At 44.7% G+C, this 24,405-nt stretch carries 22 protein-coding genes and 1 pseudogene; 15 read left to right on the top strand and 8 right to left on the bottom strand.

Going from position 1 to position 24,405, the window contains the following annotated elements; all coding sequences use genetic code 11:
• Window positions 1-671 precede the first annotated feature (671 nt).
• Both BEL05_RS03895 and BEL05_RS03890 read right to left on the bottom strand, forming a co-directional pair.
• Window positions 672-1,067 (bottom strand): DUF3301 domain-containing protein, encoded by a 396-nt coding sequence (locus BEL05_RS03895; RefSeq protein ID WP_028765364.1) that lies wholly within the window; start codon window positions 1,065-1,067, stop codon window positions 672-674.
• On the bottom strand, window positions 1,064-2,077 hold the full coding sequence (locus BEL05_RS03890; RefSeq protein WP_069670341.1) for a DUF3549 family protein: 1,014 nt from the start codon (window positions 2,075-2,077) through the stop codon (window positions 1,064-1,066). The genes BEL05_RS03895 and BEL05_RS03890 overlap by 4 nt, the downstream gene beginning before the upstream one ends.
• Before the next feature lie 148 nt (window positions 2,078-2,225).
• On the opposite strand from BEL05_RS03890, the gene BEL05_RS03885 reads away from it, so the two are divergent.
• Together BEL05_RS03885 and truC are read left to right on the top strand one after the other, a co-directional pair.
• Complete coding sequence (locus tag BEL05_RS03885; protein WP_069670340.1) at window positions 2,226-2,546, top strand: YqcC family protein; 321 nt, start codon at window positions 2,226-2,228, stop codon at window positions 2,544-2,546.
• 22 nt (window positions 2,547-2,568) lie between these two features.
• A complete protein-coding gene (truC, locus tag BEL05_RS03880) occupies window positions 2,569-3,372 on the top strand; it encodes a tRNA pseudouridine(65) synthase TruC (RefSeq protein WP_139151814.1) in 804 nt (267 codons plus the stop codon).
• A 13-nt stretch (window positions 3,373-3,385) separates the two neighbouring features.
• On the opposite strand, the gene BEL05_RS20880 is transcribed toward truC, so the two are convergent.
• A complete protein-coding gene (locus BEL05_RS20880; protein WP_139151810.1) occupies window positions 3,386-3,568 on the bottom strand; it encodes a hypothetical protein in 183 nt (60 codons plus the stop codon).
• Between the two features lie 100 nt (window positions 3,569-3,668).
• Between BEL05_RS20880 and BEL05_RS03875 the strand changes: the two genes are divergently transcribed.
• The 3 genes from BEL05_RS03875 to purU are packed head-to-tail and all read left to right on the top strand — an operon-like array spanning window position 3,669 to window position 6,416.
• Window positions 3,669-4,133 carry a flavodoxin gene (locus tag BEL05_RS03875; protein ID WP_028765406.1) on the top strand — a complete coding sequence of 155 codons (465 nt, stop codon included), beginning with the start codon at window positions 3,669-3,671 and terminating at the stop codon, window positions 4,131-4,133.
• On the top strand, window positions 4,085-5,560 hold the full coding sequence (locus BEL05_RS03870; protein ID WP_069670338.1) for a PTS transporter subunit EIIC: 1,476 nt from the start codon (window positions 4,085-4,087) through the stop codon (window positions 5,558-5,560). The genes BEL05_RS03875 and BEL05_RS03870 overlap by 49 nt, the downstream gene beginning before the upstream one ends.
• A gap of 22 nt (window positions 5,561-5,582) precedes the next feature.
• Complete coding sequence (purU, locus tag BEL05_RS03865) at window positions 5,583-6,416, top strand: formyltetrahydrofolate deformylase (protein ID WP_069670337.1); 834 nt, start codon at window positions 5,583-5,585, stop codon at window positions 6,414-6,416.
• A 73-nt stretch (window positions 6,417-6,489) separates the two neighbouring features.
• Here the strand turns inward: purU and BEL05_RS03860 are convergent, their stop codons facing one another.
• Both BEL05_RS03860 and BEL05_RS03855 read right to left on the bottom strand, forming a co-directional pair.
• Entirely contained in the window at window positions 6,490-6,843 is a 354-nt protein-coding gene (locus BEL05_RS03860; RefSeq protein WP_069670336.1) for a DUF3718 domain-containing protein, read from the bottom strand.
• A 263-nt stretch (window positions 6,844-7,106) separates the two neighbouring features.
• Complete coding sequence (locus BEL05_RS03855) at window positions 7,107-7,451, bottom strand: DUF3718 domain-containing protein (RefSeq protein WP_069670335.1); 345 nt, start codon at window positions 7,449-7,451, stop codon at window positions 7,107-7,109.
• Window positions 7,452-7,767: 316 nt separating this feature from the next.
• Here BEL05_RS03855 and BEL05_RS03850 point away from each other — a divergent pair, with 316 nt between their 5' ends.
• Window positions 7,768-9,684 (top strand): HD domain-containing phosphohydrolase, encoded by a 1,917-nt coding sequence (locus tag BEL05_RS03850; protein ID WP_069670334.1) that lies wholly within the window; start codon window positions 7,768-7,770, stop codon window positions 9,682-9,684.
• A gap of 51 nt (window positions 9,685-9,735) precedes the next feature.
• On the opposite strand, the gene dapD is transcribed toward BEL05_RS03850, so the two are convergent.
• From dapD to map, 3 genes and pseudogenes are all read right to left on the bottom strand, one after another.
• The gene (gene dapD, locus BEL05_RS03845; protein WP_069670333.1) at window positions 9,736-10,560 is read right to left on the bottom strand and encodes a 2,3,4,5-tetrahydropyridine-2,6-dicarboxylate N-succinyltransferase; all 825 of its coding nucleotides are present in this window, start codon (window positions 10,558-10,560) and stop codon (window positions 9,736-9,738) included.
• Between the two features lie 45 nt (window positions 10,561-10,605).
• Window positions 10,606-13,182, bottom strand: a pseudogene (glnD, locus tag BEL05_RS03840) (bifunctional uridylyltransferase/uridylyl-removing protein GlnD); the annotation flags it as partial.
• A 57-nt stretch (window positions 13,183-13,239) separates the two neighbouring features.
• Window positions 13,240-14,043 (bottom strand): type I methionyl aminopeptidase, encoded by an 804-nt coding sequence (gene map, locus BEL05_RS03835; RefSeq protein ID WP_028765374.1) that lies wholly within the window; start codon window positions 14,041-14,043, stop codon window positions 13,240-13,242.
• Between the two features lie 280 nt (window positions 14,044-14,323).
• On the opposite strand from map, the gene rpsB reads away from it, so the two are divergent.
• From rpsB to bamA, 9 genes are all read left to right on the top strand, one after another.
• Window positions 14,324-15,052: a 30S ribosomal protein S2 gene (gene rpsB, locus BEL05_RS03830; RefSeq protein WP_028765375.1), complete on the top strand. Its 729-nt coding sequence runs from the start codon at window positions 14,324-14,326 to the stop codon at window positions 15,050-15,052.
• 118 nt (window positions 15,053-15,170) lie between these two features.
• Window positions 15,171-16,019 (top strand): translation elongation factor Ts, encoded by an 849-nt coding sequence (tsf, locus tag BEL05_RS03825; protein WP_069670331.1) that lies wholly within the window; start codon window positions 15,171-15,173, stop codon window positions 16,017-16,019.
• Window positions 16,020-16,150: 131 nt separating this feature from the next.
• Entirely contained in the window at window positions 16,151-16,897 is a 747-nt protein-coding gene (pyrH, locus tag BEL05_RS03820; protein ID WP_069670330.1) for a UMP kinase, read from the top strand.
• 72 nt (window positions 16,898-16,969) lie between these two features.
• Entirely contained in the window at window positions 16,970-17,527 is a 558-nt protein-coding gene (gene frr, locus BEL05_RS03815) for a ribosome recycling factor (protein ID WP_028765378.1), read from the top strand.
• An 81-nt stretch (window positions 17,528-17,608) separates the two neighbouring features.
• Entirely contained in the window at window positions 17,609-18,403 is a 795-nt protein-coding gene (gene uppS, locus BEL05_RS03810) for an undecaprenyl pyrophosphate synthase (RefSeq protein WP_069670329.1), read from the top strand.
• A gap of 18 nt (window positions 18,404-18,421) precedes the next feature.
• Window positions 18,422-19,279, top strand: a complete 858-nt coding sequence (locus BEL05_RS03805) for a phosphatidate cytidylyltransferase (protein WP_069670328.1) — start codon at window positions 18,422-18,424, stop codon at window positions 19,277-19,279.
• Window positions 19,280-19,281: 2 nt separating this feature from the next.
• Window positions 19,282-20,475: a 1-deoxy-D-xylulose-5-phosphate reductoisomerase gene (gene ispC / locus BEL05_RS03800; RefSeq protein ID WP_069670327.1), complete on the top strand. Its 1,194-nt coding sequence runs from the start codon at window positions 19,282-19,284 to the stop codon at window positions 20,473-20,475.
• A 12-nt stretch (window positions 20,476-20,487) separates the two neighbouring features.
• Window positions 20,488-21,849, top strand: a complete 1,362-nt coding sequence (gene rseP / locus BEL05_RS03795; RefSeq protein ID WP_069670326.1) for a sigma E protease regulator RseP — start codon at window positions 20,488-20,490, stop codon at window positions 21,847-21,849.
• Window positions 21,850-21,880: 31 nt separating this feature from the next.
• Window positions 21,881-24,364 carry an outer membrane protein assembly factor BamA gene (gene bamA / locus BEL05_RS03790; RefSeq protein WP_028765383.1) on the top strand — a complete coding sequence of 828 codons (2,484 nt, stop codon included), beginning with the start codon at window positions 21,881-21,883 and terminating at the stop codon, window positions 24,362-24,364.
• Window positions 24,365-24,405: the final 41 nt, after the last annotated feature.

Here is a 24,405-nt window from a genome sequence, read left to right as displayed (position 1 = left end):
CTCACATACTGCTCTGTATCTTGTAAGAGATCTCTCACAATGATGTGAGAAATAAGGGCGAAAAGAGAAGGGTTATATCTAAGTGATGGATTTAAATCTTTTTAATACAGTGTCTTATGGTTTTTTGTTTGGTGTTGGTTAGTCTCTACGTCAGATTATTTATATGTTGAGTGATAGAAAAGTGTTGTGATTACTTTAGAATTGTTTGTGTTCAAGGATGAATAGTAAAGGATGACTAATCATGGACTCGGTCAGGAAGACTGAATAAGGGACAAAGTCAGGAAGACTATTGAGTTAACCGGAGTGTTAACCCAACAGGAGATACAAGGATGTGCATTCAGGATGAATGCTTAATGACTAAGGATAGCCAAATCATCAAGGATGACACTTTACTGCCTAGGACAGGTGGCATACACGGAGTGTATTGAACGGATTCTCATGGATGAACTAGGACATGCTTAAGGATTGAGCAAACTTGGTAAATGGATAACCAAGCAAAGGGAAAGTACGTAAGTACAAGGAAGATAGAGGGCATGGATGATGCACGGAGCATTTTGATCGCATGGATGGTGCAGGGAGCACAATAATAGCGGGAAAGCTTAACAAAAAGATAGAAGGCGCGGCTTCTCAGGAAGCCGCGCTTTTTCTTTATTATTTTTAATGTCTTACGCTTATTTACACCCACCGGATTTACAGCCACCACCACTGCGACTTCCACAGCTGCCGCCAACAGTACCTCTGGCTTCTGGTGCATCTAACCATTCAGGTTCAGGAAATATTGGCCATTGCATCTTGTGCACTGTCTTGCCATGCATCCAAATATGGGCTTGGTACTGGTTGATGCCGTCGGTACTAAACTCAAGCAGGTACTTTGCTTTCCAGGTTAGTCCGCTAGTGCCACCGATACTTGGTCGGGCAGACTCCATGGCAATGGCTAAAAGCTGCACACGTTGTTTTTTACATTCACGGTTGGCAAATACACGACTAAGCTCTGCCATCTGTCTCAATTGCCAAAAGAAAGCGGCAATAACCACCAATGCGGCAATGAGTAAAAAGTCTGTCATCATGCTTTCGTTACCTTAAAAAGTCCGCCTATGGCTTTGGAGAGTTGCTCGCTGCGATTAGGATCTCTTAGCGTCATCAGCATCTCTGTTCTTATTGCCGGTATTGCTACAATATCAGCAAAAATTTGGTTAAAGAAGTGTTGTTCCTGCTTTGCTAAGGCTTCGAGATAAATAGTGCGGGTTTGATCCTGCTTTAATGCGGTCCAGTTACGGCCTGCTATTGTGATCAACATGTTAGCATCGAGCGCCTCTTGCTGATTTAGGTACTCAATGGCTTGTTGAGCTTGCTTAGGTTGAGCGGCTAATGCGCGCAGAAAATAGCCTCTATGTTCAGCTTGAACCTGTTGGAGTTTTTGCAACAATACCGCTGCAACATCGTCAGGTATGGCGATATGCTCTAGTTGCTGACAGAGGGCAATTTGGACTTCAATTGGCGCAAAATCAAAGCTCTTTTTTATCTGATCTAAATGGTCTAGTTCATTGATTCGTGCACAAATATCGGCGATACCTTGAAGGCCAACATCTTGCCATCGTTGCGGGTTTACCTGACCTGATAAATATTGGTAGGCAAATTCATATTGTGGTGAAGCGGGCTGGCCCAACTGTTTGCGCACCAAGGCGTTAAACAGAGCAAGTTTTTCAGCGGAAGGTTTAAATGCAAAGGGGTGGTTAGCTAATCTATCCTGATCTTCTTTAGAGATAGGTTTAGTTGGGTCGCTGCCAAGTGCTTCAAGTACCATACGAATAAATTGGGTGCGGGGGGCTGGAGAGAGTAAACCGCGCTCATCCAATGGCAGCTTTAGAAACCAGATATAGTGTTGCTCTGATGCATCCCAAAAGACAATGGCAAATTGCGCATGCCCTTGAATTGGTGACGGGTAGGGAGTATTAAGCTGCTCTATCTGTGCAAAGGCTAGCATATCGATATGTTGCACCCGACGACCCAAGTCATACACATGAAATTGAGTGTTAGCGGTGTTGAGAAATTGAGTCAAAGTGGTGATTTCAGTCATATACTTGCCGTTGGTTTACGATAGGGGTCTTCAATGGCGCTTATTATAGGGAGAAGTCTACACAGATGGTATAATTTGCCGCAAAATAGCCAAACAAACTTGGTTTTGTGCTGAGTTCATAAAATTCAATCGGTAAGCGAATAATAGTATGTTGTACCTTTTCACCAAAAAGCAGTTGCTGTTGATAGAGCGTGAGCTTAAATCATTAGGGCTGTGGGCAAATAAACCGCCTTCAGATGAGGCGATGTCAGATCCTACGCCTTTTGCTTGCCAATCAATGCCATTTGAACACTGGTTGCAATTCATCTTTATTCCGAAGATGTCTATCATTGTGATCGAACGTACAAGTTTGCCCCAGAATATCGCCTTAGGGCCGATGGCCGAACACTTATGGTCACAGCAGCCCAAGATGAAGCCGTTAATCACCATTATTTACCAATTAGACGAGCGTTTAAGTGAGCCAAGATAACCCCCCTGAGTTTGACGAAACCATGCCTGACAGCTTATCTGATGAACAGCTACAGCCGCCTGAGATAAAGATACTGTTTGAAGACGATGATATTGTTGTGATCCATAAACCGGCGGGATTATTGGTGCATCGTAGTTATTTAGCACGCAGAGAACGTTTTTTTGCGATGCAGATGACCCGTGACCTTGTAGGCTGTCATGTATTCCCTGTTCATCGCCTTGATCGACCCACCTCAGGTGTGCTGTTATTTGCTAAAAGCAGTGAGATGGCGAATGTGTTGTGTGAGCAGTTTGCGAGTAAACAGGTAGAGAAACACTATTTGGCTCTGGTAAGGGGACATATACTTGAAGCTGGATTGTTGGATTATGCACTTAAACAAGAGTTTGACGAACTGGGTGACAAAGACGTTGATCCAAATAAAGCCGCACAAGAGGCGCAAACCAGTTATCAGCCATTATTAACCTGTGAAATTCCTTTTCCGTCGGGTCGCTATGCCACTAGCCGTTATTGCTTAGTGCACCTAACCCCTCATACAGGAAGAAAGCATCAACTGCGTCGCCATATGGCACATCTACGTCATCCTATTCTTGGTGATACAACCCATGGAGATGGCAAGCAAAATCGCTTTTTTAGGGAACATTTCGACATAAATAGATTGTGGTTAATCGCTAAGAAGCTCAGCTTTAATCACCCGAGAACGGGTGAGCGGATGAGTGTTGAGGCTGAATTAGAAACCGAATGGCTACAATTATTTGGCCAGTTAGGCTGGGGCGATTCGGACTTAGACGCTGGTTTAGATGCAGCGCCGAGTCAATTCATCTGTTGATGCTTAATGCTGTTTACTTACAGACGTCATAGTCATCTTTTATCGCTGACATAGGGTTAAGGTTTTTTTCGTTGAGCGTCATGCTGGGAGAGTTGGTTAGGGAGAGTGATTGTACCGTTCTGAAATAGCACATTCTGCGAATGTGTGCGCTACGGTGCACATGCTTTAGATGTTTCTGTCGGCTTGAATGGCGCATCTAATGATCCTTGAAACTCAATAACCTAGTGTAGCCATCAAGCTTTCAATAAAGTATGTTTAAATTATATGAAAATTATTTGCTAAGGGCTAAGTAAAACATGCGAAAAGTGAATCTGGTTTTTGGGACTGTCTATGGGAATGCACAATTTGTCGCGGAAACCCTGCAACAGCAGCTATTGACGATGGACTGGGAAGTGAATCTGATACAGCCTGAGTCACTTAGCGGTTTTGTCCCCCCTCAGGATGAGTGGTTGTTAGTGGTGACCTCGACCACTGGTCAAGGGGATATCCCCGACGATATCAACCTATGGTTTGAAACCCTTAGAGGGGAGGCTCCCTACTTACCTCAGTTGAACTATGGTGTTATTGCATTAGGCGATTCTAGCTATGAAACCTTCTGTCACGCCGGGATTCGATTTGATGAACTGTTGACGGAACTGGGTGCAAATAGAGTCGGTGAGTTACTTAAAATCGATGCCTGCGAAACGATGGAACCAGAGGTGGCTGCACAATCATGGTTAGTGGAATGGCACAAACTGATCGACGAAAATCAAGTCGACTAAACCAGATCAGTCGTCACTGGTTTAAGTTTGCCCAGCGCCTCAGTCAGGCGCTGTTATTGCCTATTGCTATTTTACCTGCGGCAGGGGTCATGATTGGTCTAGCCACCAACCCCATTCCGTTTATCTCCGAAGAAACATCGATCCTAATGTTGACCGTTGGTAACTTGATTTTTTCGATGATGCCGATGTTGTTTGCGGTAACCATTGCCATCGGTTTTTGTCGTGATCAAGGCATTGCTGCGTTCAGTGCGGTATTTGGTTACGGCGTTTTTTTCTCAAGTTTTGCTGCCTTGGTCGGTATTCACCAGTTAGCCACTAAAACGATTTTGGGAGCCCAGACCATAGATACAGGGATTGCGGGGGGAATGTTGGTCGGTGCCTTGACTTGCTTGGCCGTTAAGCAAAGTGAACGCCTTAGGCTACCCTCGGTCTTTTCATTTTTCGAAGGTCGACGCAGTGCGCCATTATTGATGATTCCGCTTGCTATTGCCCTAGCTTACCTATTTCTTCTACTTTGGCCGCCTTTATCAGTGAAGATTGAACACGTCTCTAATTGGGCTGTGTACCAAGAGCCCGCATTTGCATTTGCGTTGTATGGCACGGTTGAGCGTTTGCTTATTCCTTTAGGCTTGCATCACATCTGGAATGCCCCATTTTACTTGGAGATGGGGCAATATGTGACGGACCAGGAAGTTGTGAGAGGCGAAGTAGCACGGTATTTAGCCGGTGATCCACAAGCGGGGAATTTGGCTGGAGGTTACCTCATTAAGATGTGGGGATTACCAGCTGCAGCACTGGCAATATGGCGCTGTGCGGATAAAAGTGAGCGAAATAGAGTCGCAGGTATCATGCTATCAGCGGCCACAGCTTGTTGGTTAACCGGGGTTACAGAACCTATAGAGTTTGCTTTCATGTTTGTCGCGCCAGTTCTGTTTTTGGTTCATGCGCTTATGACGGGGATAGCCTATGCGGTCACCATTAGTTTGGATGTTCATCATAGTGTGGTGTTTTCCCATGGCTTAGTTGATTTTAGTCTATTACTGGGTCAGTCGAGAAATGTAGAATGGTTTTGGGTTTTAGGCCCCTTTACCGCATTGATCTATTACTTGGTATTTAGGGGCGCAATTTTAGCGTTTAATTTAAAAACACCCGGGAGAGTGGCAGATTATACCGAGCGACGGGTGGGCATCATTTCTATTATTAATGCGCTCGGGGGCAAAGACAATATTGTCGACCTTGGTGCGTGCCTGACACGCTTGAGGATAAGTGTAAAACAAGCCAGTTTGATAGATAAAAATTTGCTTGGCGACTTAGGTGCAAAGGGATACGTTGTGATGGGAAATGGCGTACAGATCGTCTATGGCACAAAGGCCGAGAGTATTAGGCGCTTAATGCAGCGTTTTATCGATAGGCACAATTCAGATTAATTTTCAAAGAGGGTAGGGACTCATGCAACAAAAGGTTTTAATTACAGATTGTGCCGATGCACCAGGATTAATTACAAAGATTACCGGTGTCTGTTATCAACACGGACTCAACATCATAAAAAATAGTGAATTTGTCGATAATGCTCAGGGGCGATTTTTTATGCGCACTGAGTTAGAAGGTGCTTTTGACGAGACTCAATTTCTTGCTGATATCGATGAGGTTTTACCGCCTCAGCGGCACTGCAAATTGGTTGAAAAGGGCGTTAAACGAATTGTGGTGATGGTGACCAAAGAAGCACATTGCTTAGGCGATCTCTTAATGAAAGCATACTACGGTGGGCTTGACGTTGAGATTACAGCGATTGTTGGCAACTATGATACCTTGAAACCACTGGCTGATAAATTTGATATCCCTTTCTATTATGTGTCCCATGACGGATTGACTCGTCATGACCATGAACAGCAAATGTTAGAGATTATTGCGAGTCATCAGCCCGATTACCTTGTATTAGCCAAATACATGCGTGTATTGACTCCTGAATTTGTTGAGCAATACCCGAATCGTATTATCAATATTCATCACTCTTTCTTACCTGCGTTTATTGGTGCGGCACCTTATCGTCAAGCATGGGAGCGCGGCGTTAAGATTATTGGCGCGACCGCACATTTTGTGAATAACTGTTTGGATGAAGGCCCAATTATTAAACAAGATGTGATACCTGTTGATCACAGCTACAGCGCCGAAGAGTTGGCTAAGTGTGGTCGCGACGTTGAAAAAAGTGTGTTGAGCAAGGCACTACAGTTAGTTATGCAAGAAGATGTGATTGTGTATGGTAATAAGACGGTAGTTTTTTAGATTATCTGCAAAGCAAAAAAGGCGCCGAGGGCGCCTTTTTTGCTTTTAGCTGTGTTTGTTTTAGCCATATCCATTACTTTGCTGTAGAAAATGTCACTGATAACTGTTCGTCCTTGTCCGCACTAGCCAGATCGGTAATTGAGACTTGGTGCGACATATAGGAGCGTACTTTGGCAGCGATACGATCAGCCCCATTGGATTTAGCAAATTGATAGAAATTTTGCCCATTGCAGACCAGTTTTGGAAAAACCTGCTTTTTATTAATGTGGTGGTGAGTGATTGTTGTTCTGAACTGATGCAGATCATCGCTTAGACCAGTTTGACATACTTCAACTAAAGTCTGCTCCATTTTGCTATCCATTGCGGCGAACGCATTGCAGCTTAACGCACTGAGTGCGAATGTTGTTGCGACTAATACTTTGTTCATGTGTTGCTCCTAGCGGGTTGGATTAGTCTCTATTAAACCCCTTGTTGAATTGGAAAGCTGTATTGAATTTGTGCTGAAATGTATCGATTTTTATGAATGCTTTCTTGTTGTATCTTGAGGTTACAAAGCATGTCTATCTATGAGTCTTAGTGTCGTAACTTGGTATAGTTATGCCTGATTAGGCTTTTTGTCTAGGCATAAAAAAAGAGCCTTGAGGCTCTTTTGGGTTAACACTAAAGTGCTGTCTACAAGGATAACATTAATCAAAAATTTACCGACATGATTTGATCATCACCGTAAGTCATAGCAATATCTTTAATTGTTACCGTACCAGTAGCATAAGGGGCGATTTTTTTAGCGGTTCTATCCGCACCTTGGCTTAATGCAAATTGATGAAAGCTTTGGTCGTTACAAACCAGACGGGGAAATACCCGTTGCTTATTTATACGGTGCTCTTTTAACGTGCTACTAAACTCAATCATACTGTTGCTAGCACCTGCTTTACAGACAGCAACTAATGTTTTTTCCATTTGAGGCGACATTGCAGCATTGGCTGAAAACGCAAACGGTGCTGATGCGATAGCGGCAATGATAAGTAACTTTTTCATGTTTTGCTCCTAGCGGTTTTTCATTGGGGTCGATTATCAGTAAAGCGTTTATCAAGGTGAAAAGCTGTTAGGCATTTGTAGTCAAATGTATCTTGATATGTGGTGTGGATCAGGGTGTGTCTGTGGGTAACAATTTGTGTCTGCCACAATTTGAACGCTTAAACGTCGCCAATTTATTCGCTATTACTGCCACTCATATTCAACATATATATCTATAAAGAGATATTTTTTTGATTTTTTAGTCTGCAAAATACACGAATTAATAAAGTAAGTCATACTGAATAGATAACAGGGATGTGATTTTACAGGAGTTTCTATGCGCAATCAGAAGTTTGATCTATTTTTAAAGCCAGCGGATCTACCGAAGAGCGCAGTGATCACTTGGGCGATGGTCAACCAAGACTTTGAGCTTAAGAGTGTCAGTGAAGCTTTTTTTAATTTGGTTAATAAACCCATCTCCCATGTTCTCAATCAACATTTTTGCCAGTGTTTCTCTTCATTTGATGTGACAAGCGTGGCGCTATCTGAGCATGAGAGCGTGACGAGTCACTGGGTTGATGATAAGGGCCTTGGTATCCAAGGTGTATTCACTCCTGTACCAGATAAGCAGGGAATATGGAGTGTAGTGGTGAGTGAAATCAATTTGGATGATAAATGGTTGATGGAACTCCACCCTGATTACCACCATGCAATCCAATCCAGTGATGAATGGTTGACGCAAATAGAAGCTGTGATGCTGTCAAAGCCTGAATTAGTTTTCCAAACGGCAGTCGAGCAAGCTATTGCGCTGACTTATAGTGAAATCGGTTACTTGCATTTATATAATGATAAAAGTAAACAATTAACTTTAACGGCTTGGTCCAATTCAGCTTTGGCCATGTGTGCTATCCCTGAACAAAAACATCAAAACCTTGATGAGGCGGGGATCTGGGCGGATTGTATACGTAGCCGCGAAGCGATGATCCATAACAATTATGGTCATGAACAAAATCAAAAAGGTTTGCCCCAAGGACATTTTGAGCTGAATCGCCACATGAGTGTGCCTATTATTTATCGTAATCGCATTGTTGGCGTGATCGGTGTGGGCAATCGAGAGACCCCATATACCCCAGTTGATGCTAAATCCTTGAGCGTGTTTGCAACGATTCTTTGGCACAGTGTTGAGCTACCTCGCTCCATGCGGGTGCTATCGAAACAATCACAGGTCATAAAAAGTCAACGAGAACGGTTATCTCACACCTTAGTGCAACTGATTGGCGCTGTGTCGGAAGCGGTAGAGTTAAAAGATGCCTATACCGCAGGTCATCAAAAATCGGTTTCTCAACTCGCCTATTTAATTGGTGAAAAGCTGGGGTTACAACATGAACAATTAGAAGGGCTAAAGCTTGGGGCGCTTATTCATGATATTGGTAAGCTTGGTATCCCTGCTCAAATTTTAGCAAAACCTTCAAGGCTGACCAGTGAAGAGTATGCATTGGTGAAAATGCACTCACAGCAGGGCGCAGATATCATTGATGAGGTCGAGTTTCCTTGGCCAATAAAGGAGATGATTCTACAGCACCATGAACGCTTGGATGGCTCAGGCTATCCAAGAGGCTTAAAGGGGGATCAGATTATATTGGAAGCCAAAATAATTGGTGTTGCTGACGTGGCTGATTCAGTATTGAGCCACAGACCCTATCGACCTTCATTGGGGATAAAAAAGCTCACTGAAATTTTAGAAAGTGGCAAAGGTAGCCTTTTTGAGCCAAAGATCGTCGATGTTTGTTTAGATATGCTGTCGGGCCATGAGTTTGAAAATGTGCCGTGTGTTTGTCATCTGCAGTTAGAGCCTGTGATTGAGGTGGAGCTATATAATAGTTTGGGTGAAGTTCGTCAATTAATGCGTGATTGCAATGCCAACATTGCTGTGGTTCGTGATGAGACTGGCGCCAAAATGGTTGGTATTGTAGATAAAGGTATTTTGGATTTATGGCACAGTCCGTTACTCGATACCGCCGCAGAAAGAACGGTTGATCGCAATATTGAAAACAAACGAATTCATCAAGTGATGAGCCATCACCTCCCCATTGTGGCGGGTAAAACTATATTAAAAGATGCTAAACACCAGCTAGATAGAGAGCCCCATGAGTTTCTTGTGGTAGTGTTGGATGGCAAGGCAATAGGGGCGGTAACCTGGAAAACCTTCGCTAATGCACAATCATATGAATTTGAGTCTGAATTGCACCATTAAAAAAGCCAAGCGAGAAGCTTGGCTTTAGCGATTAATCAACGGTTCAATTGATTAGTCTACGATACGTAGTAGCTCGTTGATCCCGACTTTACCGCGTGTTTTAGCATCAACCTTTTTAACGATGATCGCAGCATATAAACTGTAAGTGCCGCACTTAGAAGGCAAATTACCTGACACGACAACAGAGCCTGCAGGAACACGACCGTAATGAACTTCACCGGTTTCACGGTCGAAAATGCGGGTGCTTTGACCAATATAAACGCCCATAGAAATGACTGACCCCTCTTCGACGATAACGCCTTCAACGATCTCTGAACGTGCGCCAATGAAGCAGTTATCTTCAATGATGGTTGGACCTGCTTGTAATGGCTCTAGTACGCCACCAATGCCAACACCGCCAGAGAGGTGTACATTTTTACCAATTTGCGCACATGAACCAACAGTTGCCCAAGTATCAACCATAGTACCTTCATCGACATAGGCACCAAGGTTTACGTATGACGGCATAAGCACGGTGTTTTTGCCTATGTAGGAGCCTTTACGTACGGCTGCTGGTGGCACAACGCGGATTGCTTCCTCTTTGAAGCGTGCTTCATCATAATCGGCAAACTTCATTGGAACTTTGTCAAAATATTTGGTTTCAGCGCCATCGATAACTTCATTATCGAAGATACGGAAAGAGAGCAGAACGGCTTTCTTTAGCCATTGATGTACATGCCACTGGCCATCGATTTTTTCGGCGACACGTGCTTCGCCTTTATCTAGCATAGCAATAACTTTTTCTACATCGGCACGAACACTTGAGTCAACCGAGCTAGGGGTAATTTCTGCGCGAGCTTCAAAAGCTGCCTCAATACGTTGGCGTAAAGCCTCCATTAACATCTCCCAATTATCATTATTTATGACTGTTGATTAAAAAACTTAACTGCTGGGCTCAGTGAGGGCTTGAATTAGTGCCGCACTCAGCTCATCTTGTTGTGTCTGATCTAACTGTTGTCCATCTGCCGTTTGTAACATAAAGAAATCTTCTGCGCGCTCACCGATAGTGGTGATCTTGGCCGCTAGTAGCGTTATTTGGCAACGATAGAGAATGTCACCAACTTTAGCCAACAATCCAGGGCTATCAAGTGCGATCAGCTCCATCATGCTGGTGCCTTGCTTACGGGCAGGTAAAAAGCTCACTTGGGTGCGCACCTTAAAGGGCTTCATCTTACGTGGTAGCTTCTTAAATTTTGGCAGTTTGCCTGTATCGCTACTTAACGCTTTCACTAAGGCTTTTCTTAAACCTTGAATACGCGACAATTGCGAAACAGGGCTGCCATCTTGCTCTAAAATGACGAAAGAATCCAGTGCATAACCATCTTTTGAGGTCATGATACTGGCATCATGAACATTTATATTCTTGTTATCCAAAACGGCCATAACTGTAGCGAATAACTTAGGCTTATCTGGACTATAGACAAACAGTTCAGTACCACCTCGAGTGGTATGTTTAGAGATCAATACGAGTGCTTCATCGTGCTTATGTTTGAGTATCGCCTCACTGTGCCATGCTACTTGGTTGGGTTGATGGCGGAGAAAGTAGTCGGCCTTAAAGCGCTGCCAAAGCAGATCGAGACTTTTCTCTTTGATACCACGACGTAGCAGCTCTTTCTTTGCTTTTCCTTGGTGCTCTCGCACCCGTGCGCGAATATCTACAGGCTTCTCTTTTCCACGAGCAAGCACCCTTTGGGTTGAGAAATAGAGATCCCTTAACAAAGAGCCTTTCCAGTTGTTCCAAGTCTTCTCGTTAGTGGCGCAAATATCGGCGACGGTGAGACAATAGAGGTAGCTGAGATGGACCGCATCGCGGACCTTGTCGGCAAAGTCCGCGACAACATCAGGATCTGAGATGTCTCGGCGCTGTGCCACTACCGACATGACGAGGTGATTTTCGACTAGCCAGCTCACGAGTCGTCCATCGTGTTTGTTGAGGCCATGTAGATCACAAAATGCCTGCGCATCGACAGCGCCCAGTTTGCTGTGATCGCCACCGCGGCCTTTGCCAATATCATGGAAAATTGCCGCTAACACTAACAAGCCCTTCTTTGGCAATTGATTAATCAATACCGAGCCTAACGGAAATTCATCTTTCTGTTCAGGCTGAGAAAAACGATCGATATTTCGCAATAATCTATAGGTGTGTTCGTCGACCGTGTAAGCATGGAACAGATCAAACTGCATCTGGCCTTCAATACGTCGCCAAGCGGGTAAGTAGGCCGACAGTATGCCATGGCTATGCATTAACGACAGTGAGGCTATACCGCGAGGATGGCGCAGGATTTCCAAGAATACGGCTCTGCACAGCTCATTTTCCATTAAGGGAGTTGTTTGTGCGCGACGTGCGCGCCGTAGGCTCCTAAGTGTTGGTGCGTAGATAGCTTTAATGTTGGAGTTTTTAGCTACATGTAAAAATAGCTGCATCAACTCAACAGGATCATTGAGTCGCTCTGGTTGCAAACACTCGATAAAAGCGCCACGGCGTTGATAGTGATCATTAATCTTTTTGATCTCTAACGCACTTGTGTGTCCTAAGGTGGCGCGTTTAAACAGCTGTAGCAGCATTTGATTAAGCTCCATGACACGCCTTACGGTGCGGTAATATCGCTTCATCATCTGTTCAACAGCTAACTCTGTGCCATCTTTAAAGCCCATGAGTTCGGCAACTTGCCTTTGTAGATCAAACAAGAGGCGGTTTTCGTCACGGCCAGAGATTAAGTGAAGTGCAAAGCGCAGTTGCCATAAATAGCCTTGGCATTCGAGTAACTCTTCAAGCTCATCGAGTTCTAAAAATCCGTGGGCAACTAACTCTTCAATACACGAGGCGTCGAAGTAGCGCATGGCGACCCAACTGACGGTCTGGATATCCCTCAATCCACCGGGGCAAGATTTTAGGTTAGGCTCCAGATCAAAGGCACTGGCTTTGGCATGTCGTGCGGTTTGCTCATCGCGCTTAGCGATGAAAAATTCACTAGCGGGCCAAAATAGCGGCTCACGCACTCTGTCATACAAGGTGTTAAACATCGCCTGAGGACCGCACAACAAACGCGCTTCCAATAGGTTGGTGGCAATGGTAATGTCTGGCGCACCCTGTGCGATGGTTTCATCTATCGTGCGAACACTGTGACCCACTTCAAGCCCTGCATCCCATAGGAAAGCGATATAGCTACCAAGCTGGGTTTCGGCCTCTTTAGGAAGGCTGTCGTCAATAAGAAATAGCAGGTCGACATCAGATTGCGGGTGCAACTCCCCTCTGCCATAGCCACCGACAGCGATCAACGCGATGGGATAACAGTCCAATTGATAAGATTGCCAATGTTCTATCAGTAGTTCATCGACAAATCGACATCGTTGACTCACCAAGGATGTAACGGACTCTTTTGCGCTAAATCGCTCCAATAACTCTTGATTTTGTTGTTTTAATGCGGTCTTGGCTGATAGCGCTGTATTCATTACATTCCTCGAATTAACTGTGCTAAAAGCGGACGCATTGGTCCGCTTTTGCGCGTTAAGGGGCTAACTCTTGTGGTTGATAATCCGAGAAATGGTTTCCTCTGCACGCAAAGTAAGGATCTCAACACCGGTTTGGGTCACGAGCAATGTATGTTCCCATTGAGCTGAGTTTTTTCCATCAGATGTGGTCACAGTCCAGTTGTCTTCTTTGTCTAACACGCTTGTATGACGACCCGCATTAATCATAGGTTCAATGGTAAAGCACATACCTGGACGCAGCACAGTCTTATCATTGTTTTTATAGTGCATCACCTGTGGCTCTTCATGGAAGCCAGCACCAATACCGTGACCGCAGTAATCGGTAACAATGCTGTACTTTTCAAGGCCGGTTTTCTTGCTCTTGATGAATTTTTCGATAATCGTACCAATTTCACCCAGTTTCATGCCAGGGCGTACTTTCTTAATGGCTTCATAGAGGCTTTCTTGAGCGATACGGCATAGACGCATATCTTTGGCACTGACGTCGCCAATCAGGAACATTTTTGACGTGTCGCCATGGTAACCATCTTTGATAACAGTGATATCAATATTGATGATGTCACCATCCTTGAGGGCTCTGTCACTAGGGATACCATGACAGATCACTTCATTGACAGAGGTGCAAATTGATTTAGGGAAACCGTGATAATCGAGTGGTGCAGAGATCGCACCTTGCTCTTCAGTGTATTTAGCACAGATATCGTTGAGCTGATTAGTCGTCACGCCAGCAACAACATGGGGGGCAATCATCTCTAAAACTTCTGCCGCCAGCTTGCCCGCGGCGCGCATTTTTTCAATCTCTTGGGCTGTTTTTATCACTATACTCATTAAGCTTTCTCTTGTATGTCGGTAGCCGCACTTTTAGGTACGTTTCTACGCTAAAAATTTGTGTTTGCGCCGGTATTATGGTATAAAGCGCGCCGTTATGTTTGACTCTTAGTCTGTTTTGTCTGAGGACATAGGGCTAAAAGTGAATATGGCTGCCATTATACATGGCATTTATTAAATACTAAATCACACACGTATCGACACGTTCTTCGGGGTGCCTAATTAGGTCGGAGATATGGGATGCGTGGAGGTCTAACCCCTAATATTTTAAGGTAATAAAATGACTACAGTTTCAATGCGCGACATGCTTCAAGCCGGTGTTCACTTCGGTCACCAAACTCGTTACTGGAACCCAAAGATGAAGCCATTCATCTTCGGCGCACGTAACGGTGTTCACATCATTAACCTAGAGCACACTGTGCCTATGTTCAATGAAGCACTAGCGTTCATCAGCAACGTAGCATCTAAGAAAGGTAAAGTTCTTTTCGTAGGTACTAAGCGCGCTGCAAGCGAAGCAATCAAAGAATCAGCAATTTCTTGTGATCAGTACTACGTTGACAACCGTTGGTTAGGCGGCATGTTGACTAACTGGAAAACAGTTCGTCAATCAATCAAGCGTCTTAAAGACCTTGAAAGCCAGTCTGTAGACGGTACTTTCGACAAGCTTACTAAGAAAGAAGCGCTTATGCGTACTCGTGAGCTTGAGAAGCTAGAAAAGTCTCTTGGTGGTATCAAGAACATGGGCGGCCTACCTGACGTTATCTTCGTTATCGGTGCTGATCATGAGCATATCGCTATTAAAGAAGCTAACAACCTAGGTATTCCAGTTGTTGCTGTTGTAGATACTAACTCTTCTCCAGACGGCATCAACTACATCGTTCCTGGTAACGATGATGCTATGCGTTCTATCCGTCTGTACACTGAGTCTGTTGCTGCAGCTGCTAAAGAAGGTCGCGGTCAAGACCTAGCTGTTCAAGCTGAGCAAGACGGTTTCGTAGAAGCTGAATAATAAGGCGAGATGAATTTCATCGCCCTTATTAACCAAGATATATGATTGGTGAACAGGGGCCCTAAGGCCCCTGTTTTTTATCATTTGATTTGTAGATTTACCTATAGAGGATTTAACAATGGCAATTACTGCTGCCCAAGTTAAAGAACTACGTGAGCGCACTGGCGCTGGCATGATGGATTGTAAAAAAGCGCTAACTGAAACCAATGGTGACATTGAGCTAGCGATTGAAAACATGCGTAAGAGCGGTGCTGCAAAGGCTGCTAAAAAAGCGGGTAACATTGCTGCTGAAGGCACAATCCTTATCAAGCAAGGTGAAGGCTTTACTGCGCTACTAGAAGTTAACTGTCAAACTGACTTCGTTGCAAAAGACGGAAACTTCCTAGCATTTGCTAACGCAGTACTAGATGTTGCAGCGGCTTCTAAAGTTACTGTTGAAGATCTAAAAGCACAGTTCGAAGAAACTCGTGTTGCACTAGTTGCTAAAATCGGTGAAAACATCAACGTTCGTCGCGTTGAATACATCGATGGTGCTAGCCTTGCAACATACCGTCACGGTGAGCGTATCGGTGTTGTTGTAACTGGTGAAGCTGACGAAGAGACTCTTAAGCACATCGCAATGCACGTTGCTGCTTCTAAGCCAGAGTACGTTAACCCAAGTGACGTACCAGCTGATGTTGTTGAAAAAGAGAAAGCCGTTCAAATCGAAATTGCGATGAACGAAGGCAAGCCTCAAGAGATCGCTGAGAAAATGGTTTCTGGTCGTATGAAGAAGTTTACTGGTGAGGTTTCTCTTACTGGTCAAGCGTTCATCATGGAACCAAAGAAAACTGTTGGCGAGATTCTTAAAGAGAAAGGCGCAACAGTTACAAACTTCATTCGTTTAGAAGTTGGTGAAGGTATCGCGAAGAAAGAAGAAGATTTTGCTGCTGAAGTTGCAGCGCAAATCGCCGCTTCTAAGGCGTAATCGCCGCTTTTAAGATACCCCCAAAACCGCAGCAATCGCTGCGGTTTTGTTATGTCAATTAGATTCCGCAATACGCATTATTTCCTATATAATTGGCAAGTTACCCATCGCATTGATCAGGATAAATAACTATGAGCACAAATCCAAAACCTGCTTTTCGACGTATTCTTCTTAAATTAAGTGGTGAGGCCCTAATGGGCGAAGAGGGCTTTGGTATTGACCCCAAAGTACTTGACCGCATGGCGCAAGAAGTCAAAGAGCTTGTAGAGCTTGGTATTCAAGTAGGTGTTGTGATTGGTGGCGGTAACCTTTTCCGTGGCGAAGGTTTGGCGAAAGCTGGCATGAACCGCGTTGTTGGCGACCATATGGGAATGCTAGCAACCGTTATGAATGGTTTGGCCATGCGTGATGCATTGCACCGCGCATACGTCAATGCTCGTTTGATGTCTGCTATCCCATTAAAAGGTGTTTGTGATGACTATAACTGGGCCGAGGCGATTAGCTTGCTAAAATCGGGCCGTGTTGTTATTTTCGCAGCGGGTACAGGTAACCCATTCTGTACTACAGATTCAGCAGCGTGTTTGCGTGGCATTGAAATTGAAGCTGAAGTGGTACTCAAAGGCACTAAAGTGGATGGCGTATACTCAGACGATCCAGTGAAAAACCCTGAAGCCGTTAAATATGACGAGATGGGTTATGATGAAGTCTTAGATAAAGAATTAAAAGTGATGGATCTTGCGGCATTTACACTTGCGCGAGATCACGACATGCCAATTTTAGTGTTTAATATGAACAAGCCTGGTGCGCTACGCCGTGTTATTATGGGCGATCATGAAGGCACTATGATTCGAAGCAGTAACGCAAAATCAGCCGAATAAACCAGATAGATATCGGGATGGCGCAGTGCCAGCCCGAGTAAAAAAATTGAGTAACCCAAAAGGATAATTAACGTGATTAATGATATCAAACAAGATGCGAAAGAACGCATGGGTAAATGTGTAGAAGCGACTAAAACCCAGATGGCGAAAGTTCGTACTGGTCGTGCACACCCTAGCTTATTAGATTCAATTAAGGTTTCTTATTACGGTTCAATGACTCCACTTAAGCAAGTGGGTAATGTGTCAATTGAAGACTCAAGAACACTTGCTGTAACGGTATTTGATAGCACACTTATCCCAGCTGTTGAGAAGGCCATTATGAGTTCAGACCTTGGTCTAAACCCTATGTCTGCCGGTACAACGATTCGCATTCCTCTTCCAGCGCTAACAGAAGAGCGTCGCAAGGATCTGATCAAAGTCGTTCGTGCAGAAGCTGAGAATGGTCGTATCGCGGTACGTAACGTACGTCGTGATGCAAACTCAGATGTCAAAGCGTTAGAGAAAGAGAAAGAGTGTACAGAAGACGATGTGCGCCGTTCTGAAGATGAAGTGCAAAAATTCACCGATGCACACGTTAAGCAGATCGATGAGATTTTGGCTGCAAAAGAAGCAGAGTTGATGGAAGTCTAATCTCCCTGCTTCGTTACTAGAGTTAACACGCCGTGTAGGGGTATACTACACGGCGTTTGCTATTTTAAAGGGTTGTAATAGATGTCAATCGAACCTCAATCTAGCTCAGAGTTTTCTAATGAAGCACTCTGCGAGCTGGTAAAGCAGTCTATACCTAAGCATGTTGCTATTATCATGGATGGTAATGGACGCTGGGCACAGTCCCAGGGCAAGCCACGTGTAATCGGGCATAAAGCTGGGGTAAAGGCCGTGCGACGGGCAGTAAGTACTGCACGTGAGATGGGCATTGGTTCGCTGACATTGTTTGCCTTTTCAAGTGAAAACTGGCGCCGTCCAGATAAAGAGGTCAGTTTGTTGATGGAGCTGTTTTTTACGGTTCTGCAACGGGAACTTAAGCTGCTGCATAAAAATGGTGTTCGCCTCAATATCATTGGTGATATCAGCCGTTTTTCTGAGCGTTTGCAAAAGCAGATCGCCTCGGCAATGGCAAAGACAGAAGACAACACGGGTCTTGTGCTCAATGTTGCGGCCAACTACGGTGGGCGTTGGGATATCATGCAAGCGGCCCAAACCTTGGCCAAAAAAGTCGAATCTGGTGAAATGAACAGCAGTCAGTTCACCGAAGAGGCATTAAGTCAGCATTTATGCATGCAAAATCAGCCGGAAGTTGATTTAATGATCCGCACCGGAGGAGACTTCCGTATCAGTAATTTTGTGTTATGGCAGGCCGCCTATGCAGAGTTAGTGTTTACTGATGTGTTATGGCCAGATTTTGATGAGCAAGCGTTTAAAGACGCCGTCGCCATATTTGCTACTCGGCAGCGCCGTTTCGGATTAACGGGGTCGCAAATAGAGACGTTGCAAGCTGAGCAATAATTTTAAAGAGGGAAAGTTTTGCTAAAACATAGAATAATAACAGCAGTCTGGTTGATCCCATTAGTCATGGGGGCCATTTTCTTTTTCCCTGTGGAGTATTTTTCATGGGCTTTAGTTGCCGTGTTTTTGATTGCAGCTAAAGAGTGGGGGCGCATTATAGATAAGCGCTGCACCGTCACTCAGTGGAGCTTTACTTTCACCATTGCCGTGTTGCTAATTGCACTCAACGTATTGGTGCCTACGGATGAAATATGGTTTAAAGGTAACCTTCACCCCATCTTTTTAGCCATCATGATCATTGGTGCCATGTGGTGGGCTATCTCGTTACTCTTGGTGCTATCGTTTCCCAAAAGCGCCAATTTTTGGGGCAAGAGCCACATGTTGAAATCAATGTTTGGCCAACTCACACTTATTCCCTGCTTTACTGCGCTGATAGCATTGAAAGCGCTCAGTTCAGACGCCATGCCATATTATGGTGGCGCGCTGGTCTTTTTAGTAATGTTAACCGTATGGGCTACCGATACAGGTGCTTATTTCGCAGGTAAAGCCTTGGGTAAACATAAGCTTATGCCTAATGTTAGTCCAGCGAAAACCATAGAGGGATTGATTGGTGGTCTATTAACAACCATGGTCGTTGTCACGGGGATTATGATGGTTTCCCCAGAACAAGAGCTTGGCCTGGTCATTAGTGTCACCCTATTTGTAGCGCTTATCTCTGCCCTTGGTGACCTCTCTGAAAGTATGTTCAAACGAGTGGCTGAAATTAAAGATTCAGGTACTATCTTGCCAGGCCATGGTGGTGTTCTTGACCGCATCGATAGTCTGACTGCAGCGTTACCTGTGTTTACGCTGATCTATATCGCATTTTGGATGTAACCATGCAAAATATGGTGATTTTAGGGGCAACGGGGTCTATTGGCGCCAGTACCCTAAGTGTTATCGAAAAAAATCCTGAAACCTTTAAGGCCTATGCATTGGTCGCTAATGCTAGCGTCGACAAGATGCTAGCGCTTTGCTTGGTTCATAAGCCCGTTATCGTCCATATGGTGGACTGTGATGCGGCGTTAGCACTAAGGTCTCGTTTACCGGCAGCATTAAATATTGAGGTGACGAGCGGCGAGGATGAGCTATTAGCCCTTGTGAGTGCGCCTGAAGTCGATACAGTGATGGCGGCGATTGTCGGCGCGGCGGGTTTACCTTCAACCTTAGCTGCGGTGAAAGCTGGCAAGCGAGTGCTGCTGGCAAATAAAGAGTCGTTGGTGATGTCAGGCCGACTATTCATCGATGAGATGCAAGGTTCTGGCGCGCAAGTATTACCGGTTGATAGTGAGCATAATGCCATTTTTCAATGTTTACCTGAGCGGGTGCAACAGCAGATTGGTGCATGCCAACTAACCGATGCGGGTATTTCACATATTTTGCTCACTGGATCGGGTGGTCCCTTTTTAACGGCGGAAATCGCATCACTTGATGTCATGACACCAGCACAAGCGTGTAAACACCCTAACTGGTCGATGGGGCGTAAAATCTCAGTCGACTCCGCCACCATGATGAACAAAGGGCTTGAGTATATTGAAGCTCGTTGGTTATTTAATGCCAGCCAAGAACAGCTCAAAGTGGTGGTGCATCCCCAAAGTGTCATTCACTCGATGGTGCAATATAAAGATGGTTCGGTCGTCGCGCAGTTGGGTAACCCTGATATGCGTACACCGATTGCTCATTGTATGGCTTATCCGCAAAGAATTTCAGCAGGCGTTGAACCTTTAGATTTTTTCAAAGTCGGACAGTTAAGCTTTATGGAACCTGATTTCAATCGTTTTCCCTGCTTAGCCTTAGCAATTGATGCTTGTGCACAGGGACAAGAAGCGACCACAGTGGTGAATGCTGCCAACGAAATCTCGGTAGACGCATTTTTAAATGGTGTTATTAAATTTACCGATATCGCCAAGATAAATGAATATTGTTTAACCAAATTAGCGCAGCCTAGTTTAAACAGTATCGAAGATATTTTAGCGTTAGATACGCACACACGTCGTATTGCGGCTGAACAAGTACAACAGCTAAAGCAATAGAAAGGGAGTGAGATGTTAGACTTTTTGTGGAACTTAGGTTCTTTTATCATAGCGTTAGGCATACTCATTACTGCCCATGAATATGGTCATTTTTGGGTCGCTCGCCGCTGTGGCGTTAAAGTTGAGCGTTTCTCTATTGGCTTTGGTAAGGCTATTTGGCGTAAGGTCGGTGCAGATGGCACTGAATATGTCGTGGCGATGATACCGCTTGGTGGCTACGTAAAAATGCTCGATGAACGGGTAGAAGAGGTGCCAGAGGCATTAAAGTCACAAGCGTTTAACCGAAAATCTGTTTGGCAGCGTATTGCGATTGTGGGTGCAGGACCCATGGCCAATTTCGTCTTTGCGATTTTTGCGCTTTATATTATGTATTTGATTGGTGTCCCTTCGCTAAAACCTATTATCGAATCGACCCAAGAGAACACTCCCGCAGCAGTGATTCAAGTCAATAAACCTATGCAGGTTATTGCTGTTGGCGATCGAGAAGTGCGCAACTGGGAGGAGGTTACTTATGCCTTGGTTGGGCATATTGGCGATGAGAATATCGATATTACCTTAGCACCCATGTCTGGTTTGATGGGAGAAGAACGACAATATCGACTCGATACCAGTAACTGGAAGTTTGACCCAGAAAAACAGTCGCCCATCACTTCACTTGGCTTAGGCGTATACAGGCCTGAAATCACCCCCGTGCTTGGATTGGTGAGTGATGATGGCGCAGCCAAAGCTGCCGGTATGCAAGTTGGCGATACGTTAGTGGCGATTAACCAACAGCCTTATCGTGATTGGGATGACTTTGTTGCCCAGATTAAAGCGTCTGCTAACAAAGCGATTTCGATAACCGTACGGCGCGATGGCGAACAGATTAATTTATCGGTGACACCTGGGCAGCGAGAAGGTGTCGATGGTCAGTTAGAGGGGGTTATCGGTGTCGCACCGACACAAGCCACTTGGCCTGAAGAGATGCGCTTGCAGTTGGAGTATGGCTTTGGCGAATCTTTTGTGGTCGCCGCCGATAAAACATGGCAACTTGTCGTCGTCAGCATTAAGATGATTGGCAAATTGTTTACTGGCGATGTGTCAGTGAAAAACCTGAGTGGCCCTATTTCTATTGCACAAGGTGCGGGAAGTAGTGCTAACTATGGTTTGGTTTATTTTTTAGGATTCCTAGCATTAATCAGCGTAAACTTGGGCATTATTAATTTATTGCCTTTGCCAGTGCTTGATGGTGGGCATCTGTTATATTACTTCATCGAAGTGATCACAGGCAGGCCTGTACCCGAAAAGGTGCAGGAAATTGGATTCAGATTTGGGGCAGCTATGCTGCTAATGTTGATGAGTATCGCCCTTTTCAATGATTTTTCCCGACTCTGAGCAAGGACACACACATAATTAGAAGTGCTCTATGAGATTGAATAAAATTTTTGCCTCGATGATATTAGTCGGTGCGTCTTTATCAGGGAACGGTTGGGCCGACACATTCCAGCCATTTGAAGTCACCGATATCCAAGTGCAAGGTTTACAACGTGTTGCTTTGGGTGCCGCACTATTGAATATCCCCATTAAGGTGGGTGATACCGTTGACGAACAGCGCTTGCAACAAGCAATTAAGAGCTTGTATGCATCAACTAACTTTGAGCATATCGGCGTAAGCCGCGATGGCAATGTACTGGTGGTGACGGTTAAAGAGCGGCCAACGATCAGTATTGTAACTTTCGAAGGCAACAAAGATATTAAAGATGAGCAGCTTCAAGAAAGTTTAGACGGCAGCGACGTTAAAGTCGGTGAGTCTCTCGATCGCACTATGCTGAGCGGTATCGAGAAGAGTCTGCAAGATTTCTACTATGGCGTTGGTAAATATGGCGCGAAAGTTGAAGCGCAAGTGATCAATCTGCCTCGAAATCGTGTTGAGCTTAAATTTAAGTTTACCGAAGGTCTAGCCGCTGAAATTCGTCAGATCAACGTTGTGGGCAATACGGTGTTTTCTGATGCTGAGCTGATCGGCATGCTTGAGCTGAAAGATTATGTTGCATGGTGGGACCTCTTTGGTGAGCGTCGCTATCAAAAACAGAAGCTTCAAGCTGACCTAGAGACCATCAAGACCTTCTACCATAACCGCGGTTATATCCGATTTGATGTCACCTCGACCCAAGTGGCGATGACACCTGATCGTAAAGGCTTATATATTACTATTAACGTCGATGAAGGTGAGCAGTACAAGGTTAAAGAAGTTAACCTGACTGGTGATTTGATGGGCCGTGAAAAGGTGATGGAAGCCATTTTACCTATCAAGGCGGGTGATACCTATAACGGTGCCGATGTAACCTTTACCGAAGAGATGTATGGTAAGTACCTTGGTCGTTTTGGTTATGCCTACCCAGAAGTGAAAACCTATCCAGAAATTGACGATGAGACCAAAGAGGTCGCCCTTAACGTTAATATTAAACCAGGCAAGCGTGTTTATGTTCGCAGCATTAACTTTACTGGTAACCAAGTGACCAAAGATGAAGTGATGCGTCGCGAGCTACGTCAGATGGAAGGTGCTTGGTTAAACTCAGCCCAAGTCGAGCAGTCCAAGGCGCGTTTAAACCGTTTAGGTTATTTTGAGACGGTTGATACACAAACAATTCAAGTGCCTGGCACTGATGACCTAGTCGATGTTGCTTTTGCGGTTAAGGAGCAGCCATCGGGCTCATTTAACGCTGGTGTGGGTTATGGTACCGAGTCAGGCTTAAGCCTGCAGTTTGGTGTACAGCAGAGTAACTTCTTGGGTACGGGGAACCAGGCTGGTATTAACTTAAACACCAACAAGTATTCTAAAAACGTCAATATCTCCTATACGGACCCTTATTTCACCAAAGATGGTGTAAGTTTGGGGGGAAATATCTATTGGAACGAATTTGATGCAAATGAGGCTAACCTAGAGCGTTATAAGAATAGCTCTTATGGTATTGCATTGAACTCAGGATTCCCGATTAACGAATACAACCGTATTAACGGTGGTATCGGTTATCGTCACAACGAAATTTCAGAAATATCAGCCTATGAACAAGCGCTGCGTTTCTATAATATCTATCGTGACGCGGGCGATCCTAATGCTGATTTATCATTTGATAACTTTGAAATGAATCTAGGCTGGTCTCGCAGTACGCTTAACCGTGGTACCTTCCCAACCGACGGTTCATCGCAGCGTTTAAGCGGTAAGATGACGGTACCAGGTTCAGATCTGCAATATTTCAAAACCGATTTTGATACCAGTTTTTACTGGCCAATTACTCGCAGTCACAGCTTTGTGGTATTAACCAAAGCACGTCTAGGCTACGGTAACGGTTATGGTCAGTTCAACGATAATGACCAGATTCTACCGTTTTGGGAAAACTATTACTCAGGTGGTAGCAGCTCATTACGTGGCTTTAAATCAAACTCAGTTGGACCTCGTTCTTTCTATCTCTACCGTGGTAGCGAACCTTGTTCGCCAGATCCATCCGGTGACGGTTGTAGTTTGCCTGGGGACCCAAATCGGGTAACAGTGAGTGAAGGTCGCTCTATTGGTGGTAATGCTATCGCGACAGCGACGCTGGAAATGATTGTACCAACGCCGTTCCTCGATGAGGCTTACACAAACTCTGTACGTACCAGTTTCTTCGTCGATGCGGGTAACGTATGGGACACCGAGTTTGACTATGACTCATATCGCTTCTTGCCAGCCGATCAGTTTGCTAAGCTGCAGGATTACTCTGATCCAGGGCGTATTCGTGCGTCTGCGGGGATGAGTGTGCAATGGTTGTCGCCAATGGGACCTATGGTATTTAGTCTTGCTTGGCCAATCAAAGAATATGAAGATGACGAAACAGAGATCTTCTCGTTCAACATTGGTAAAACTTTCTAAAGTAGAATTAATTTAATTAAAAAGTATTCGGCAAGTTTTGC

Origin of the sequence: Shewanella colwelliana, from assembly GCF_001735525.1 — a bacterium.
Lineage (GTDB): Bacteria > Pseudomonadota > Gammaproteobacteria > Enterobacterales > Shewanellaceae > Shewanella > Shewanella colwelliana.
The sequence above is the reverse complement of the archived record's forward strand: the minus strand, read 5'-3'. Positions and strand labels throughout refer to the sequence as shown.

Coding starts and splice junctions, on each gene's coding strand:
- BEL05_RS03895 (WP_028765364.1), bottom strand. CDS start 1,067: ATGATGACAGACTTTTTACTCATTGCCGCATTGGTGGTTATTGCCGCT.
- BEL05_RS03890 (WP_069670341.1), bottom strand. CDS start 2,077: ATGACTGAAATCACCACTTTGACTCAATTTCTCAACACCGCTAACACT.
- BEL05_RS03885 (WP_069670340.1), top strand. CDS start 2,226: ATGTTGTACCTTTTCACCAAAAAGCAGTTGCTGTTGATAGAGCGTGAG.
- truC (WP_139151814.1), top strand. CDS start 2,569: ATGCCTGACAGCTTATCTGATGAACAGCTACAGCCGCCTGAGATAAAG.
- BEL05_RS20880 (WP_139151810.1), bottom strand. CDS start 3,568: ATGCGCCATTCAAGCCGACAGAAACATCTAAAGCATGTGCACCGTAGC.
- BEL05_RS03875 (WP_028765406.1), top strand. CDS start 3,669: ATGCGAAAAGTGAATCTGGTTTTTGGGACTGTCTATGGGAATGCACAA.
- BEL05_RS03870 (WP_069670338.1), top strand. CDS start 4,085: ATGGTTAGTGGAATGGCACAAACTGATCGACGAAAATCAAGTCGACTA.
- purU (WP_069670337.1), top strand. CDS start 5,583: ATGCAACAAAAGGTTTTAATTACAGATTGTGCCGATGCACCAGGATTA.
- BEL05_RS03860 (WP_069670336.1), bottom strand. CDS start 6,843: ATGAACAAAGTATTAGTCGCAACAACATTCGCACTCAGTGCGTTAAGC.
- BEL05_RS03855 (WP_069670335.1), bottom strand. CDS start 7,451: ATGAAAAAGTTACTTATCATTGCCGCTATCGCATCAGCACCGTTTGCG.
- BEL05_RS03850 (WP_069670334.1), top strand. CDS start 7,768: ATGCGCAATCAGAAGTTTGATCTATTTTTAAAGCCAGCGGATCTACCG.
- dapD (WP_069670333.1), bottom strand. CDS start 10,560: ATGGAGGCTTTACGCCAACGTATTGAGGCAGCTTTTGAAGCTCGCGCA.
- map (WP_028765374.1), bottom strand. CDS start 14,043: ATGAGTATAGTGATAAAAACAGCCCAAGAGATTGAAAAAATGCGCGCC.
- rpsB (WP_028765375.1), top strand. CDS start 14,324: ATGACTACAGTTTCAATGCGCGACATGCTTCAAGCCGGTGTTCACTTC.
- tsf (WP_069670331.1), top strand. CDS start 15,171: ATGGCAATTACTGCTGCCCAAGTTAAAGAACTACGTGAGCGCACTGGC.
- pyrH (WP_069670330.1), top strand. CDS start 16,151: ATGAGCACAAATCCAAAACCTGCTTTTCGACGTATTCTTCTTAAATTA.
- uppS (WP_069670329.1), top strand. CDS start 17,609: ATGTCAATCGAACCTCAATCTAGCTCAGAGTTTTCTAATGAAGCACTC.
- ispC (WP_069670327.1), top strand. CDS start 19,282: ATGCAAAATATGGTGATTTTAGGGGCAACGGGGTCTATTGGCGCCAGT.
- rseP (WP_069670326.1), top strand. CDS start 20,488: ATGTTAGACTTTTTGTGGAACTTAGGTTCTTTTATCATAGCGTTAGGC.
- bamA (WP_028765383.1), top strand. CDS start 21,881: ATGAGATTGAATAAAATTTTTGCCTCGATGATATTAGTCGGTGCGTCT.